Origin of the sequence: Anaerococcus degeneri (assembly GCF_017874475.1) — a bacterium.
Lineage (GTDB): Bacteria > Bacillota > Clostridia > Tissierellales > Peptoniphilaceae > Anaerococcus > Anaerococcus degeneri.
Genome location: NZ_JAGGLO010000014.1, coordinates 19,516 through 36,910, shown reverse-complemented (window position 1 = coordinate 36,910; position 17,395 = coordinate 19,516). Strand labels below are relative to the sequence as shown.

At 32.7% G+C, this 17,395-nt stretch carries 15 protein-coding genes and 2 pseudogenes; 16 read left to right on the top strand and 1 reads right to left on the bottom strand.

Annotated features, from left to right (window positions below):
• The first annotated feature begins 11 nt into the window (after positions 1–11).
• The 13 genes and pseudogenes from J2Z38_RS09795 (at position 12) to J2Z38_RS09735 (ending at position 12,437) form a co-directional block, all read left to right on the top strand.
• Entirely contained in the window at positions 12–137 is a 126-nt protein-coding gene (locus J2Z38_RS09795) for a transposon-encoded TnpW family protein (RefSeq protein ID WP_325168621.1), read from the top strand.
• 77 nt (positions 138–214) lie between these two features.
• A complete protein-coding gene (locus tag J2Z38_RS09790) occupies positions 215–745 on the top strand; it encodes a DUF7010 family protein (protein ID WP_225304607.1) in 531 nt (176 codons plus the stop codon).
• Between the two features lie 116 nt (positions 746–861).
• The gene (locus J2Z38_RS09785; RefSeq protein ID WP_209775087.1) at positions 862–1,155 is read left to right on the top strand and encodes a DUF3847 domain-containing protein; all 294 of its coding nucleotides are present in this window, start codon (positions 862–864) and stop codon (positions 1,153–1,155) included.
• A gap of 269 nt (positions 1,156–1,424) precedes the next feature.
• Positions 1,425–2,885 carry a MobQ family relaxase gene (gene mobQ / locus J2Z38_RS09780; protein ID WP_209775085.1) on the top strand — a complete coding sequence of 487 codons (1,461 nt, stop codon included), beginning with the start codon at positions 1,425–1,427 and terminating at the stop codon, positions 2,883–2,885.
• A 75-nt stretch (positions 2,886–2,960) separates the two neighbouring features.
• A complete protein-coding gene (locus J2Z38_RS09775; protein WP_225304606.1) occupies positions 2,961–3,770 on the top strand; it encodes a class I SAM-dependent methyltransferase in 810 nt (269 codons plus the stop codon).
• A gap of 138 nt (positions 3,771–3,908) precedes the next feature.
• Positions 3,909–4,148 (top strand): annotated as a pseudogene (locus tag J2Z38_RS09770) (type IV secretory system conjugative DNA transfer family protein); the annotation flags it as partial.
• 54 nt (positions 4,149–4,202) lie between these two features.
• Complete coding sequence (locus tag J2Z38_RS09765) at positions 4,203–5,873, top strand: recombinase family protein (RefSeq protein WP_023612277.1); 1,671 nt, start codon at positions 4,203–4,205, stop codon at positions 5,871–5,873.
• Positions 5,874–5,933: 60 nt separating this feature from the next.
• A complete protein-coding gene (locus tag J2Z38_RS09760; RefSeq protein ID WP_005761288.1) occupies positions 5,934–6,452 on the top strand; it encodes a ClbS/DfsB family four-helix bundle protein in 519 nt (172 codons plus the stop codon).
• 126 nt (positions 6,453–6,578) lie between these two features.
• Positions 6,579–6,899, top strand: coding sequence for a DUF3847 domain-containing protein (locus tag J2Z38_RS09755; RefSeq protein WP_005761264.1), 321 nt, complete (start codon positions 6,579–6,581; stop codon positions 6,897–6,899).
• Between the two features lie 241 nt (positions 6,900–7,140).
• Positions 7,141–8,601: a MobQ family relaxase gene (gene mobQ / locus J2Z38_RS09750; RefSeq protein WP_209775084.1), complete on the top strand. Its 1,461-nt coding sequence runs from the start codon at positions 7,141–7,143 to the stop codon at positions 8,599–8,601.
• 6 nt (positions 8,602–8,607) lie between these two features.
• Positions 8,608–9,660, top strand: coding sequence for a DMT family transporter (locus J2Z38_RS09745; protein WP_019117184.1), 1,053 nt, complete (start codon positions 8,608–8,610; stop codon positions 9,658–9,660).
• A gap of 158 nt (positions 9,661–9,818) precedes the next feature.
• Positions 9,819–10,487: pseudogene (locus J2Z38_RS09740) on the top strand (type IV secretory system conjugative DNA transfer family protein); the annotation flags it as partial.
• A 96-nt stretch (positions 10,488–10,583) separates the two neighbouring features.
• The gene (locus tag J2Z38_RS09735) at positions 10,584–12,437 is read left to right on the top strand and encodes a recombinase family protein (RefSeq protein WP_209775082.1); all 1,854 of its coding nucleotides are present in this window, start codon (positions 10,584–10,586) and stop codon (positions 12,435–12,437) included.
• A gap of 48 nt (positions 12,438–12,485) precedes the next feature.
• Here J2Z38_RS09735 and J2Z38_RS09730 read toward each other — a convergent pair whose 3' ends face one another.
• Positions 12,486–13,457: a helix-turn-helix transcriptional regulator gene (locus J2Z38_RS09730; protein ID WP_209775080.1), complete on the bottom strand. Its 972-nt coding sequence runs from the start codon at positions 13,455–13,457 to the stop codon at positions 12,486–12,488.
• Positions 13,458–13,673: 216 nt separating this feature from the next.
• Here J2Z38_RS09730 and J2Z38_RS09725 point away from each other — a divergent pair, with 216 nt between their 5' ends.
• The 3 genes from J2Z38_RS09725 to J2Z38_RS09715 are packed head-to-tail and all read left to right on the top strand — an operon-like array spanning position 13,674 to position 17,392.
• The gene (locus J2Z38_RS09725; protein ID WP_002841661.1) at positions 13,674–15,440 is read left to right on the top strand and encodes an ABC transporter ATP-binding protein; all 1,767 of its coding nucleotides are present in this window, start codon (positions 13,674–13,676) and stop codon (positions 15,438–15,440) included.
• Positions 15,433–17,181: an ABC transporter ATP-binding protein gene (locus J2Z38_RS09720; protein ID WP_002416392.1), complete on the top strand. Its 1,749-nt coding sequence runs from the start codon at positions 15,433–15,435 to the stop codon at positions 17,179–17,181. Before J2Z38_RS09725 ends, J2Z38_RS09720 begins: the two co-directional genes overlap by 8 nt.
• Positions 17,168–17,392: a FeoA family protein gene (locus J2Z38_RS09715; protein ID WP_002416391.1), complete on the top strand. Its 225-nt coding sequence runs from the start codon at positions 17,168–17,170 to the stop codon at positions 17,390–17,392. The genes J2Z38_RS09720 and J2Z38_RS09715 overlap by 14 nt, the downstream gene beginning before the upstream one ends.
• Positions 17,393–17,395 lie beyond the last annotated feature (3 nt).

The following is a 17,395-nucleotide window of genomic DNA, read 5'->3' as shown; positions in this document are numbered from 1 at the left end:
AGCCTGATGGTATTCTTACAAAGAAGATAAATGGAAAGACCTTTGTAACAGAGATATATTTTGATAAAAAGAGCAAGGAAACATTTCAAGATAAGTTATTCAAGGTAATACATTCTAAAGGAGATAGTAGCGAGTGAGTAGAAAAAATAACTAAAAAATGCTATAATATTAGTCAATATAGATAAACAAATTTGAATTTGTGGAGGAGAAAATGATGGATAAATTAAGAAAAGAAATTGCAATTCAGCAGAAAAAAGGATTACCATTTATCATGGCATCGGTGATTATATGGCTTCTGATAGTACTTGTGTCAATTTTAGATATCAATATGAATATGAAAAATTTATTGGTGTTTTGCTGTTCATGCCCATTATTACCGCTGTCTTGGCTAATTGGTAAACTTATAAAGGTGGATATCTTTTCAAAACAAAATCCACTTGGACAATTAGGCTTCATTTTCACCTTAAATCAAATGGTTTATTTATTAATCGTTATGTGGGTGTTTAGTGCGGTTCCGGAAAAGATGATTATGGTATACGCTATGGTGTTTGGAGCACATTTATTTCCATATTCATGGTTGTATCAATCAAAGGGATATACAGTTGCTGCAATTTCCATTCCGATGATTTCTTTGATTTTAGGATGTGCATTAAACGGCACAACGGTTGCTGTTGCGGCATGTATTATTGAGATGGTATTTGCTTGTGTATTACATATGGAATTAAAGAAAATGGGAGATAACTAAAACAAATCCCAGTTTGTAGAACTAACAATTTAATAAAAATTACCACAGAAACAGTAAATCAAAAAAGGTTTACTGTTTTTTCTTTGCTCAAAATTAGAAAGAGAGGAAATGAGAAAATGAAAAACATAGAAGAAAAAATTTTAATGGCAGATGAAGAAATCAAGCAGTTACAAAACAAAAGAAAAAAGCTCATCAGTCAGCAGAAACAGGAAGAAAGAAAAAAGAGAGATAAAAGAATATATGAAAAAGGAGCAGTCTTTGAAAGTATCTTTACCGAAAGTAAAAATCTAACCAAAGATGAATTTTATCAGTTGATTACATCTTTAATTCGTAAGGAAGAAGCAAATCTCAAAATACTAAAAATTATAGAAAGCAGAGAAGAAACAGAAAATCAAAATATAGAAAGCTAAGAGGACGAAACGGACATAGATGAATAGTCCCTTGTTTACAAGGGCGCACATATACACCTTAACAGGTGTGCGCGTTCTCCGAAGGCTCTTAGCAGAGGGCATATCAGCTTACGCTGATACAGGGGAACTACATTCCCCTACGGAAATAAATTTCCTACCCCTTGTGTACTTCCCAAAAGAAATCGGATAAAAAGCAATCCGATTTCTTTAGGAAGTCTTATCTATCGCCACTATAACCATACCGAAAAATGGAAAGGAGGTTTTCTTTTATGGCGATATATCATCTTTGTATAAAGATTATTTCAAGAGGTAAAGGCAAAAGTGCAGTAGCAGCTTCCGCTTATCGCAGTGGCGAAAAGATAAAAAACGAATATGACGGTATAGTCCATGACTTTACAAGAAAAGGAGGAATAACACATACAGAAATTCTTTTACCACAAAATGCACCACAGGAATTTTTAGATAGAGGGACATTATGGAATAGTGTTGAAAAAATAGAAAAAAGTAAAAACTCACAACTTGCAAGAGAAATTGAAGTAGCCTTACCCAAAGAATTAGACCGAGAGAAACAAATAAATCTTGTACGAGAATATGTAAAAGAAAATTTTGTAAAAGTAGGTATGTGTGCCGATATTGCCCTACATGATAAAAATGATGGAAATCCACATTGTCATATCCTACTTACCATGCGACCATTAAACGAAGATACAACATGGGGAGCAAAATCAAAAAAGGAATATATCCTTGACGAAAACGGAGAAAAGGTAAAACTAAAAAATGGCAATTACAAAACAAGAAAAATAAATACAACCGATTGGAACGAACAAGACAAAGCAGAAGAATGGAGAAAAGCATGGGCAGATATTACAAACAAGTATCTTGAAGAAAATAGCATACAGGACAAAGTGGATCATCGTTCTTACCAAAGACAAGGCATAGAACAAATACCGACCATTCATTTAGGAGTATCAGCAACCCAAATGGAAAAGAAAGGTATAGCTACAGACAGAGGAAATATCAATAGAGAAATCAAACATCAAAATATGATTTTAAGAGAAATTTCAAGAAGAATAAAAGCCTTGCTAAATTGGATAAGAGGAATAGGAAAAGAAGAAAAAGCAGAGAGCGAAAATATAAAATCCACCCTCCCACCCAAAGAAAATTTATTGTCAATCTTTGAAAATCTTATCCGTAAAAATGCAGATGAGAATAATGCAGACTTAGAGAAATATATTGAAAGTTATCAGCTATTACAAGAGAAAAACATTACAAATATCAATCAATTAAAAGAAAGCATTACTAATTTACGAGATAAGAATTACAAGACAACACGAGCCTTAAAAGATACCGAGAAGAAGATTGATGAAAAAACACAACTCATAGACCAATCAGAAAAATATTTGAAGTACAAGGACACCTACAAAGCCTATACCAAGACAAAGAGAAGCAGACAGGAAGATTTTTACAACGAACATACAGCAGAGATTATTTTATTTGAAAGTGCAAAGAGATATTTGAAAGAACATTTAGGAGAAAGTAAGACCTTGAATATATCCAAATGGGAAACAGAAGTTGCCGCTTTGAAGAAAGAGAAAAAGAGCCTATACAATAAAATATTAGAGATACGAGAAGAAGTGGCACAAGCTGAAAAAGTTAAGACCTGTATAGAGGAGTTACAGGAACGAGAAAAGCAACTATCACAGGTAAAGAGGAATGAGTTAGACCTATAATACTAAGTGGGAAAGTGGTATAATGAAAATAATTAGTTTCACATAACTTGCAAAATAAAATGAGAAAGGAGGGACATGGAGATGAACAAAAATGAGTTGCTTAGTGGTGTTGCAGATACTCTATATATTCCTCTTATAGCAAGAGTTTATGCGTCTGAAAAATTTCCTGATTTTTTCTATGATGAAAAAGCATTATCCTTAAAACAACATATACCCACAAACAGTATAGAAAGTAATACTACTGAATATTTTTATATGGCAAGTGTTTGCAGACAACAAACGATGGACAAAAAAATTATTAGTTTCATCGAAAAAAACAAGGAATGTAATATTGTCTTTTTAGGAGCAGGATTGGAAACAGCATATAATCGCATAAAAAATGTTAAAGTTAATTTCTATCAAATCGATTTGCCGGATGTCATAATACTAAGAAAAAAAGTATTAGGAAATGCCGATAATGAAAGATTGATAGCAGGGGATATGTTTACTCTTGATTGGATAAAAGAAATAGATACTTCTTTGCCGACAATGATTGTAGTTGCAGGAGTATATCAATATTTTGATAAAGAAAAAATTGTAGATATGATTAAGGGCATGAAATCATTGATTCCTAACGGAGAATTGATATTTGACGCAACAAATTCCAAGGGATTAGAGCTTGCTAATAAATATGTAAAACAAACGGGAAATGAAGACGCACAAATGTATTTTAGCGTAGATGACCCAAAAGAATTTGCAAGCTGCACGAATACAGGGTTAGTAGGAGTTACAGGCTTTTTTGATGGAGCATTAAAGCATTGTAAGGGATTGAAATTAAAAACAAGAATATATATGTATTTTGCAGATAAGTTAAACAGAACAAAAATTATACATTTGAGTTTCTAACCCAATATCTAACTAATAAATTTTAATAAAACTAACAGCAAAACAGTAAATCAAAAAAGGTTTACTGTTTTTTTCTTGTCTAAAAGCTAAAAATCTTTATAGAAAAAGCGTCCATAAATATAAAAAGATACTTGACAAAACGCTTCCTGGGGAACGAGAAAAGATATAGAGCCGTATGTGGATGAAAAGTTCCAAAACAATATTTTGCTTACTCAAACAGAACGATTAACTATGAATGGCAGACCTGCAAATCCAAATTATGCTCGTAACAAAAATGTACTTGTTATAGGTGGTTCTGGTTCAGGAAAGACAAGATTTTATGTAAAACCGAACCTAATGCAAATGCACTCTTCATATTGTGTAACAGATCCTAAAGGATTAACCTCATAGGGACAGAGAAAATAATAAAAACTTGGAAAGGAGGTAATTCTCGTGTCAAATATGAAAAGAACAGGACAAACAGCCCTTTATGAGCGTTTAAGTCGTGATGATGAAATGCAAGGAGAAAGTAATTCCATCACCAATCAAAAGCAGCTACTTGAAAGCTATGCAAAAAGAAACGGCTTTATAAATATTTATCACTATACCGATGATGGAGTAAGCGGAACAACCTTTGATAGAGAGGGATTTCAAAAGATGATAAAAGCAGTAGAAGAAAACAAAGTATCTACTGTGATAGTAAAAGATATGAGTAGGTTTGGCAGAGATTACCTCAAAGTAGGCTTTTACACCGAAATACTTTTCAAAGAAAAGGGAGTAAGATTTATCGCCATCAATAACGGAATAGATAGTGAGAAACAAGCAGAAAGCGACTTTACCCCATTTCTAAATATCATGAACGAATGGTATGCAAGAGATACATCAAGAAAAATACAATCCATCTTCAGAGCAAGAATGGAAGAGGGTAAAAGAGTATCACCAAGCGTACCATACGGCTATTATAGAAACCCTAAGAACAAACAGGAGCTACTTGTCGATAAAGAGAGTTCAAAGGTCGTAAAACGCATTTACAGACTTGTAATAGAGGGATATGGAGTAACACAGATAGCAGATATACTAACCAAAGATAAAGTCCTTATCCCATCAGCCTATGCAGAAATACATTATCCCGAAAATAATCATAGCTCCAAGAAAAGAGGAATAGAAGACCCGTATTTTTGGACACCGACCACAGTAGGCTATATCTTAGAAAAGCAAGAATATATGGGACACACCGTACTTGGTAAAACAATATGCCTTGATTACAAAACCAAAAAACGAAGAAAGGCGAAAGAAGATGAACTCATTATCTTCAAAAACACCCATGAAGCAATCATTGATGAAGAAACATGGAATAACGCACAAAGGTTAAGAAAAACAGTGAGAAGAAGTCCAAAGTATGGAACAACATCACACCCCTTTACAGGACTTTTAATCTGTTCAGATTGTGGAGGAAAGTTAAGTTACAGAGAGCCGGCAGAACACAAAGAAAAGAAATATGATAGTGATTACTCTTTTGTATGTCAACATTATAGACACAGAAAAGGCACTTGCAGTATGCACTATATTAAAGTAAAAACAGTGAATGAAATTCTATTAAAATCAATCAAAGAAATAACCGACTTTGCCAAAGACGAAAAGCAAGAATTTCTAAAAGTGATGAATAGATTATCCGATGAAAAAAAAGAAGAAAAGTATCAAGGAGATAAAGAGAAGTTAGAAAAACTGTCATCAAGAAATGCAGAACTAACAACCCTTATTACAAAGCTATATGAAGACCATGCACTTGGGAAAATTCCTGTAAAACACTTTGATAGATTGTTTAATACCTATGATATGGAGCAACAAGATTTAGAGAAACAAATACAGTATTTTGAACAAGAAATAGAAAGCTATCATCAGAGGAAAGTTGACACCGATAAATTTCTAAAAATGATAGAAAAGTATACAGATATTGAGGAACTGACAGTACCAATGATAAACGAGTATATTGAAAAAGTAGTAGTCCACGAAGCGACAGGGGGAAGAAAAGGCAAAAACAGAAAACAACAGGTTGATGTTTATTTTAACTTTATAGGCAACTGTCAAGTGCCACAGAAAGAGGAGATAGAAAAACTGGCTTAAAAATGGTATAATATTATTAATTATTCAGAGAGAAAAATAAGAAGTTGTGGAGGTGATTTTTTGCGAACATACGAAAATAAAGAAGAACTCAAGACTGAAATAAATAAAACATTTAAAAAATATATTTCAGAATTTGATAATATACCAGAAACCTTAAAAGATAAGAGAGTTGATGAAGTTGATAGAACTCCCGCAGAAAACCTTGCTTATCAAGTGGGATGGACAACCTTACTTCTTAAATGGGAGAAAGATGAAAGAAAGGGACTTAAAGTAAAGACACCATCGGACGAATTTAAATGGAATCAACTTGGTGAATTATATCAGTGGTTTACGGATACTTACGCTCATTTATCCTTACAAGAGTTGAAATCCAAATTAAATGAAAATATTAATTCTATCTATGCAATGATTGATTCGTTAAGTGAGGAAGAATTGTTTAAACCGCATATGAAAAAATGGGCTGATGAAGCGACTAAAATAGCAGTATGGGAGGTATATAAGTTTATTCATGTAAATACGGTTGCACCTTTTGGATCTTTTAGAACAAAAATCAGAAAATGGAAGAAGATAGTACTATAAATCTCAGTTTGTCGAAGTAAAATAATTAAATACAAGTAATAATATATCAACTTACGAAACAGTAAACAAAAAGAATGGTTTACTGTTTTTTCTTTGCTCAAAATTACGAAGAAAGGAAAACAGAAAATGAAAAATATAGATGAAAAAATTTTAATGGCAGAAGAAGAAATTAAGCAGTTACAAAACAAAAGAAAAAAGCTCATCAGTCAGCAGAAACAGGAAGAAAGAAAAAAGAGAGATAAAAGGCTTTATGAAAAAGGAGCAGTCTTTGAAAGTATCTTTACCGAAAGCAAGGATTTTACAAAAGATGAATTCTATCAACTAATCTCATTTTCAACTATCAAAGAAGCAATCAATCAAAAAATCTTAAAAATCATAGAGAAGCGAGAACAAAGCGAAAACAAAATTACAGAAATACAAGAGGAAGAAACAGAGATAGAGAAATAGTCCCTTGTTGACAAGGGCGCACTTATACACCCTAAAGGGTGTGTGCGTTCTCCGAAGGCTCTTGCAGAGAGCATATCAGCTAACGCTGATACAGGGGAGCTACACTCCCCTACGGAAATAAATTTCCTACCCCTTGTGTACTTCCCAAAAGAAATCGGATAAAAAGCTATCCGATTTTTTTAGGAAGTTCTATCTATCTCCACCATAACCATATCAGAAAATGGAAAGGAGGTTTTTTACTATGGCGATATATCATCTTTGCATAAAGATTATTTCAAGAGGTAAAGGCAAAAGTGCAGTAGCAGCTTCCGCCTATCGAAGTGGCGAGAAGATAAAAAACGAATATGACGGTATAGTCCATGACTTTACAAGAAAAGGTGGAATAGCCCATACAGAAATTCTTTTACCACAAAATGCACCACAGGAATTTTCAGATAGAGGGACATTATGGAATAGTGTTGAAAAAATAGAAAAGAGTAAAAACTCACAACTTGCAAGAGAAATTGAAGTAGCCTTACCCAAAGAATTAGACCGAGAGAAACAAATAAATCTTGTACGAGAATATGTAAAAGAAAATTTTGTAAAAGTAGGTATGTGTGCCGATATTGCAATACATGATAAAAATGATGGAAACCCACATTGTCATATATTACTTACCATGCGACCACTAAACGAGGATACAACATGGGGAGCAAAATCAAAAAAGGAATATATCCTTGATGAAAACGGAGAAAAAGTAAAACTCAAAAATGGAAATTACAAAACACGAAAAATCAATACAACAGATTGGAATGAGCAAGACAAAGCAGAAGAGTGGCGAAAAGCATGGGCAGATATCACAAACAAATATCTTGAAGAAAACAGCATACAGGAGAAAGTGGATCATCGCTCTTATCTAAGGCAAGGAATAGAACAAATACCGACCATTCATTTAGGAGTATCAGCAACACAAATGGAAAAGAAAGGCATATCCACAGACAGAGGATACATCAACAGAGAAATCATACATCAAAACAAGATATTAAAAGAAATCTCAAGAAGAATAAAGGCATTGCTAAATTGGATAAGGGGAATTGGAAAAGAAGAAAATACAGAAAATGAAAATACAAAGTTCACCCTCCCACTCAAAGAAAATTTGCAGTCAATCTTTGAAAATCTTATCCGTGAAAATGCAGATAAGAATAATGCTGATTTAGAAAAATATATTGAGAGTTATCAGCTACTCAAAGATAAAAATATCACTTCATTATCCCAGCTAAAAGAAAGTATAGTTACCTTACGAGATAAGAATTACAAGACCACAAGAGCCTTAAAAGATACCGAAAAGAAAGTTGATGATAAAACAAAACTCATAGACCAGTCAGAAAAATATTTGAAGCATAAGGACACCTACAAAGCCTATACCAAGACAAAGAAAAGCAAACAGGGGAATTTTTATAACGAGCATACGGCAGAAATTATTTTATTTGAAAGTGCTAAGAAATATTTGAAAGACCATTTAGGAGAAAGTAAAACCTTAGCCATCAGTAAATGGAAATCAGAACTTGCCACTTTGAAGAAAGAGAAAAAGAACCTATACAGTCAAATATTGGAGATACGAGAAGAAGTTGAACAGGCTGAAAAAGTTAAAACCTGTATAGAGCAAATAGAGGGACACGAAAAGCGACTATCACAGGGAAAGAGGAATGAGTTAGACCTATAAAACTAAGTGAAAAAATGGTATAATATTAAAAAAGATAGAAAGGGGGCTTTGACACTGAGTAAAAATAAAACAGCTACATTTTTTGCAATATTAGCAGCAGCATTATATGCAATCAATGTACCAATATCGAAAATATTATTAGCAAATGTGTCTCCGACAATGCTTGCCGGTTTTTTGTATTTAGGAGCAGGTGTTGGTATTGGGATATTACTTGGAATAAAGAAAACTCAAAACAAATTGACTGACGAAAAATGGCTTAATATAAATGATTTACCTTATACAATTGCAATGGTTGTTCTTGATATAGCAGCACCGATATTTCTGATGTTTGGCATTGCCAATACAAATTCTGCTAATGTCTCGTTAATTAATAACTTTGAAATTGTTGCAACATCGGTCATTGCCCTTTTGATTTTTAAGGAAAAAATTTCTAAAAGATTATGGATTGCTATTGTCCTTGTACTTTTATCAAGCGTCATTCTTAGCTTTGAGGGGATGGAAGCATTAGCACTGAATAAAGGTTCAATGTTTGTTTTATGTGCTTGTATTTGTTGGGGGATTGAGAATAATTGTACAAGAAGTATAAGTGATAAAAGTTCTGAGGAAATTGTGTTAATAAAAGGAATTTTCTCGGGTATTGGCAGTATTGTTATTGCTTTTATCATTGGAGAACATCTACCTGAAATACTATATATACTTGCGGTTATGTTACTTGGTTTTGTGGCATATGGTTTAAGTATAAATTTTTATATTATGGCACAAAAGAACTTGGGTGCAGCAAAAACAAGTGCATTTTATTCTATAGCACCATTTTTAGGAGTGGGATTTAGTTTTATTATTTTGGGTGAAAGACCAACAGTAAAATTTTATATCGCCCTCGGCATTATGATAATCAGCACATTGATTATGATAAAAGATACGCTTGGTAACGAAAAAATATATAATGGATATGTCCATACCCACCAGCATAAGCACGGAAAAGTAGTACATTCGCATGAGCATAGACATTTTATATTTAACCCTATGCATATACACAGTCATTCTCATGCAAACACATAAATGATTGGAAAATGGCTTAACTTATATAACCGTTAAGAAATAAGCATAATACAACAAAGAGAAACAGTGAATCAAAAAAGGTTTACTGTTTTTCTTTGCTTAAAAGTTAATACGGCTTACAGAAAGAGCGTCCATAAATATAAAAAGGTACTTGACAAAACGCTTCCTGGGGAACGAGAAAAGATATAGAGCCGTATGTGGATGAAAAGTTCCAAAACAATATTTTGCTTACTCAAACAGAACGATTAACTATGAATGGCAGACCTGCAAATCCAAATTATGCTCGTAACAAAAATGTACTTGTTATAGGTGGTTCTGGTTCAGGAAAGACAAGATTTTATGTAAAACCGAACCTAATGCAAATGCACTCTTCATATTGTGTAACAGATCCTAAAGGAACAATAGTCATTGAGTGTGGCAAGATGCTTGAAGATAATGGCTATGAGATAAAAATCTTAAATACCATCAACTTCAAAAAGAGCATGAAGTACAATCCATTCGCTTACATCAGAAGTGAAAAAGACATACTGAAACTGGTGCAGACAATTATTGCGAACACTAAGGGAGAGGGAGAAAAAGCAGGAGAAGATTTTTGGGTGAAAGCCGAAAAGCTCTATTATACAGCTCTTATCGGATATATCTTCTATGAAGCTCCAAGAGAAGAAAAGAACTTTGCGACACTACTGGATATGATAGACGCTTCAGAAGTCAGAGAAGATGATGAAACCTATATGAATCCCATTGATAGACTGTTTGAAGCATTGGAAAAGAAAGAGCCTACGCACTTTGCAGTCAAGCAATATAAGAAATATAAGCTTGCAGCAGGAGTAATAGAATTAAGGAGAACACTTAATCACTGTTTTAGTGAAATATGTACTTCTTAATTCTTTTTTATTTAAGAAATTAAGAGAAAGGAGGAAAAAGTGAGGAATTTTGAAAAGATAACAGCACTCTATGAGAGATTAAGTCGAGATGATGAACTTGAAGGAGAAAGTAACTCAATCGTTAATCAAAAGAAAATCCTTGAAGAATATGCAAGTAAGAATAATTTAACCAACATCATCCATTTTACAGATGACGGAATAAGCGGGACACAGTTTGATAGACCAGGCTTTATGGAAATGATGAATGGAGTAAATACTGGAAATATCGGTTGTATCATCGTAAAGGATATGAGTAGACTCGGCAGAGATTATCTTAAAGTCGGTCAATGTATGGAGATATTAAGACAAAAGGGCGTAAGACTGATTGCTATCAATGACAATGTAGACAGTTTTTACAGAGAAGATGATTTTACCCCTTTTAGAAATATTATGAATGAATGGTATGCAAGAGATACTTCAAGAAAAATACAATCTACATTTAGATCAAAAGGAGAAAGCGGAAAGCATACGGCAAGCACTCCACCTTATGGCTACATCAAAGATGAAAAAGACAAAGATAAGTGGGTTGTAGATGAAAAAGCAGCCGAGATAGTAAGACGAATATTTAATCTTACAATGGACGGAGCAGGACCATACAAAATAGCAAAGATACTGGAAGCGGATAAGATAGATATACCCGCTTATCATCAGAAAAAATTGGGATATGGATTACATCAAAGCAAAAACTTTGAATATCCTTATCGTTGGTGTAGCTCCACAATTGCAAGTATCTTAAAGAAAAAAGAATACTTAGGGCATACAGTTAACTTTAAAACAAGAAAGCATTTCAAGGATAAGAAAAGTAAATATGTATCCGAAGATAATTGGCTCATCTTTGAAAATACTCACGAAGCCATCATAGACCAAGAAACCTTTGATAATGTGCAAAGGATAAGGGGAAATGTAAAAAGGTATCCTGACGGTTGGGGAGAATATCACCCACTCACAGGACTGATGTATTGTGCAGATTGTGGGAGCAAGATGTATGTTCATAGAACGAGCAATTACAAAAATATACCCTATTACACTTGCAGTGCCTATACTAAAACACCTTGTGGCATGCTTTGTCCATCAGCACACAGAATAAAAGCGGAAGTAGTCTTAAACCTTATTAGGGAAACACTGAAAGACATTAAAAAATACCTTGATGAAGATAATGAAGCCTTTATCCGTTCCATTCAAAATGAAATGGAAGAAAAAGAAAAAATAGAGATAGAAAAGGAAAAGATAAGATTAACGGAAAGCCAAAACAGACTTCAGGAACTCGAACGACTGATGTGCAGAATTTACGAAGATATGATCCTGAATAAAATACCGAATAATCGCTATGAAATCCTTAATAATCAATATGAAACGGAGCAGGTAGCTTTAAGTAAAGAAATTAAGGACTTGGAGCAGCAGGTTTCAAGATATGAAAAAGAAACAGACAGAGCAAGAAAATTTATATCTCTTATCAGTCGTTATGAAAACTTTGATGAACTTACAACTACAATGATAAATGAGTTTGTAGAAAAAATTATCGTACACGAAAGAGATAGAAAAGGAAGTCAGACATCAAAGCAAAAGATAGAAATATATTTTAACTTCATAGGAAATTATGAAGTGCCAAAAGAAGAGTTAAGCGAAGAAGAACGATCAAAACTTGAGGAAGAAGAACGAAAAATTAATGAGAGAAGAGACAGACTTCATCAAAATTATCTAAAGCGTAAAGCAAATGGAAAACAACAGGAGTATGAGGAAAGGTATAAGGAAAGGAGAGAACAGAAAAAACAGGAGAAGTTAAAGGTTTTGAAAAGGGCAGGTATACTGATGAAGGATTATAAAAACAAGGAATCATTTAAAGAGAGCGTGTAAAAATTACACGCTCTAAATTTATGTTTTATAATATTGGGATAAATTTCTTTAGTTAAGCATACTTTTATATTTACTTGGTGTGATACCATAAGTTGATTTGAATATTTTAGCAAAATGTCCTGTGTGTGTATAGCCAACTTTTTCTGCTATCGTAGATATTTTATACTCGGGATTTTTCAGCAATAATAATGCCCTATTAAGCCTTAGTTCTTTTAAGTACTCGTAGGGAGGAACACCGTAGTATTTGCGAAAAGCTAATTGAAATCGTGCAGGACTCATTAAAGCAATTTTAGAGAGTTCAAGTCCGTCAATATGAACCGATAAATCTTTTTTCATAGCTGATACAGCCCTTTTCAGATTTTGCTTATCTTTTTTAGTTAAGACAACGGATATATTTTTTTCCTTTTCTTCTAACTCTGTAATTATGATAGATAATAGTTCCATAACTTTGCTTTCCAAATATAAAGGCAAAATCTTTCCTTCAGCTTGGGATTCTCTTATCTGTTGAAATATAAAATTCAACTGCGGAGAATTTTGAGTTTTTAACAAATAAGAATTAAGAATCTTTGCTTTTTCATATTCAAAATCATCATATTTTAATTTTAAGAAAGTATCAAAGTATTCTTTGGTTAGGATTATTTTCGTAAACTTTACAGGCTTATTTGCCTCACAATAGGTATAAGTTTTCTTTTCTGTATTTAAGTAACAATATATACCTTTTTCTACATTATTTAACTTTCTGCCACCGACTTTAAATGAACTGCTTTCTGTTTCAAATTGGCTAATCTCTAAATACTTTTCAGATACTTCGGTTATTTTCTCCATTGTTTCATTTGGAGTAAAGTTAGCAATTAAAATTAGAATTAAACGGCTGTCAAATTTTAGTATGCGAAAAGTACCTTTGCCAAAATGGGGATCTATTTTAAAGATTTGTTTGTTTTCGGTTGATAAAGTTGGAACAGGAATAAAAGGAGCGTCATGTACTAAGTTTGTTAAATAATCAATAACTGTTCTATCCATCAATTCTACTCACCTCTTTTAATATCACAAATTTATTTTATTATATCACAAATTTATAAAAATGTAAATAGAAATACTGATAAAAAGCTTATAAATAAAGGGATTACAAGGAATATCAAAATTCATAGTTAGATTTTGAGTTATAAAAAATTAGCTTTATAATGAATGTAGTTAGTTAGATACGGCTAACAATTATGAAAGGAGATGGAATAACTAATGGAAAAAAAGAAGACAGGGATATCTTATGTATTCCAATTAGCAAAAGATGAGAGAAAAAAGCTACATTTAGGAATGTTTTTATCTGTCATTTCTGCGGCTTTATCATTAGTTCCTTATTTTGTAGTTTATAAGATATTACTAATGATATTCCAGAAGAATATTTCGTATACAGAAATTTTAATGTGGGCAGGTATAGGAATTATAAGTGCTGTTTTGCAAGCAATACTAATGTCCTTTGCGGGCATTTTATCTCATACAGCAGCTTTTAACACAATACACAGAATTAAGCTGAAAGTTGTAAATCATATTTCAAAATTTAATTTGGGATTCTTTCAAGAGCATGCCCCCGGAGAAATTAAAACATTGTTGTTTGATGATGTAGATAGAGTTGAAAATTTTTTGGCTCATAGCACTTTGGAATTAGCTCAGGCAGCAGTTGTTCCGGTTATTATGTTCATTTTCATGTTGAAATTAAATTGGATGATGGCACTTGTTATGCTTATTCCTATGATTTTGGGATTAGGAATTCCTATGATGCTAATGAAAAATTATCCGGATATGTCAACGGAGCTATCCGAAGATATTGCTGATTTAAATGCTTCGGCAAACGAATTTATAAAGGCTATGCCTGTAATAAAAATGTATCATTTAACAGCAGAAAAATTTGAACAATATAGAAGCTCATTGAATGCGTATATTACTTGTTGGAAAAAGATGTGTATGAGCTCTTGCTATCCTTTATCAATAACCTTAGTGGTTTTGGATTCAGCAATCTTATTTACATTGCCGTTCGGAGGATATTTCTTTTTGAGAAATTCTTTATCAGCAACATCCTATTTGCTATTTATTATGCTTACAATGTGCTTTTTTGTTTCGTTCTTAAATATGGTAACAATCTTTATGCAATCTATGGAGCTTGGAAGCGGATTGGATAACATAAAAAAAATAATGGATATGGATGAATTGAAAGACGGAACAAAAATCATAAACAAGAATGAGTGTATGAAAATAGATTTTAAAGACGTTACTTTCAGCTATGACGATGAAGAAACAAAAAATAAAGCATTACAACATATAAATTTATCCTTAAAACCGAATACAATAAATGCTTTTGTGGGACCTTCCGGTGCAGGCAAGACAACTGCTGCACAATTGATTGGGAGGTACTGGGATGTAACAAGTGGAGCAATTAAAATTAACGACATACCGATCAATGAATTAAAAATAGATAATTTGATGGACATTACATCATTTGTTTTTCAAGATGTATTTCTTTTGGAGGACACTCTCTATGAGAATATTCGTATGGGAACAGATACAGATGAAAATAAGATTATTGAGGCTGCAAAAGCAGCACAAATTCATGACTTTATTATGAGTTTACCGAATGGATATCAGACAAGAATCGGGGATCAAGGGGTGAAATTGTCAGGTGGACAGCAACAAAGAATCTCAATCGCTAGAGCAATACTCAAAGATTCTCCAATTATTATTTTTGATGAAGCAACTTCCTATTCAGATATAGAAAATGAGTACCAGATACAGTTAGCACTTCAAAACTTGTTGAAAAATAAAACAATCATTATGATTGCTCATCGTTTGCATACTATTAAGAATGCAGATCAAATTGTTGTATTTGATGAAGGGGAAGTCGTAGAGGTTGGAACACATAAAACTCTTTTAGAAAGAAAAGGGGTCTATGAAAGTATGTGGAACACATACACAAAAGATTACTTTGGAGAGGGGGTAAGTGCAAATGCTTAAGATTATTAGAACACTTCTGAAAGATAAAAAAGAAAAATTGTATTTACCGATTTTTCTAATGGTTATTGATTCGATAGGAAGCATTGTTTTGTATTTAATGCTCTATTTTACCGTTGTTAATATATTGCAAAATACATTAACTAAAACCTTAATCATAGAATATACGGTAATATGTTTCATCAGTATGATTGCAAGGATACTGATTTATAGGCATGCATACTATTTGAGCTTTTCAAGAGGAGCTGAAATGTGTGGAGATATGCGTTTGGATTTAGCAAATCATTATAGGAGTTTGAGCCTTGGTCATTTCCAAAAAAATAGTAGTGGTTATCTATTATCAACTCTTACAAAGGATTTGAGTAGTTTTGAACTGATCATAACGCACACTTTACCATCGGTTATTAAAACGGCAGTTACAGCAATATTGATTTTATTAGGCACATTTTTTATCGATTGGAAGCTCGCATTATTAGAGTGTTTAGTATTGCTTATCGCATATCCTATGTTGATATGGGGCAACAAATTGATAGAAAAATACGGGGCAAGAAAAAGAAATTTAAATTCTAAGATGATTTCTATTATTTTAGAGTACATTCAAGGTATGAAAGCGTTTAAGTCAGCTAATATGACAAGTGAACATTTTGAAAGAATGATAAATACACTTGAAAATGTTAGAAAGACAAGCGTAAACGCAGAAAAGAAAATGGCGTTACCTACAAGTATGTACTTTATCACAGTTAACTTTTTGCTTCCGATAGTTCTTCTTATAGGAGGATATTTGCTTATAAATGGTAGTGTTAGAACTGAACAGTTTGTGGCTTTTATGCTTATGAGTTTAGCATTATCTGCACTTCTTATTGCCTTTCAACATTCCTATGGACTATTGAAAGATTTGAAATTAGCTGCAAGTAATCTTGAGAAAGCTTATGAAACGAAGCCATTGCCTTATTCTGAAAATGAAGTTGAATTAGAAAATTTTGATATTCAATTTAAGAATGTAAATTTTTCTTATGATAGAAATAAAACGATTCTGAACAATATTTCTTTTGAAGCAAAAGAAGGAACTTCTACAGCTTTAATTGGTCCTTCCGGTGGAGGAAAAACTACAATCGCTAATTTGATTGCAAGATTTTGGGATGTAAATAGTGGAGAAATTATAATTGGTGGAAAAAATATAAAATCCATAAAACCTGATGTGTTGCTTAAATATGTTAGTCAGGTTTTTCAAGATAATGTACTGTTAACCGATACTGTTTATAACAATATCAGGGTTGGAAAACCTAATGCAACAAAGGAAGAAGTTTATCAAGCTGCAAAATTAGCTTGTTGCCATGAATTTATTTTGAAAATGAAGGATGGATATGAAACGGAAATAAAAGATGGAGGAAGTACATTATCCGGCGGTGAACGACAAAGGATTGCTATTGCAAGAGCGATTCTGAAGGATGCACCAATTCTTTTGTTGGATGAATCTACAGCTTCTCTTGATCCTGATAATGAAGCTAAAATCAATAATGCTTTGGAGCATTTAATGCAAGGAAAGACAGTTTTTGTTATTGCTCACAGATTGAATACCATTAAAAACGCTAATCAAATTATTTTGATAAATAACGGAAGAATTGAAGAACAAGGAAATCATAATGAACTTTATGGAAAAAAAGGACATTACTATGAAATGGTAAATACACAGGAAAGAGCGAAAAAGTGGATGATAAAGGAGAATAGTTATGGAGAGGCTTAGTACTTTGAAAGAAAAGACAAAAGGTAAAGTTGTTGAAATTATTGGTGATACACATTTTCAAAGCAGAATAATATCTATCGGAATAACTGTCGGAAGCGATGTTGAAGTTATCCAGAATTATAAAAAGCAACCTATTCTCATTTATTGTAGAGATACGATGATAGCTGTCAATAAGATAGAGGCAGAGAAAATAATGATGGAGGTACTTTGAGAT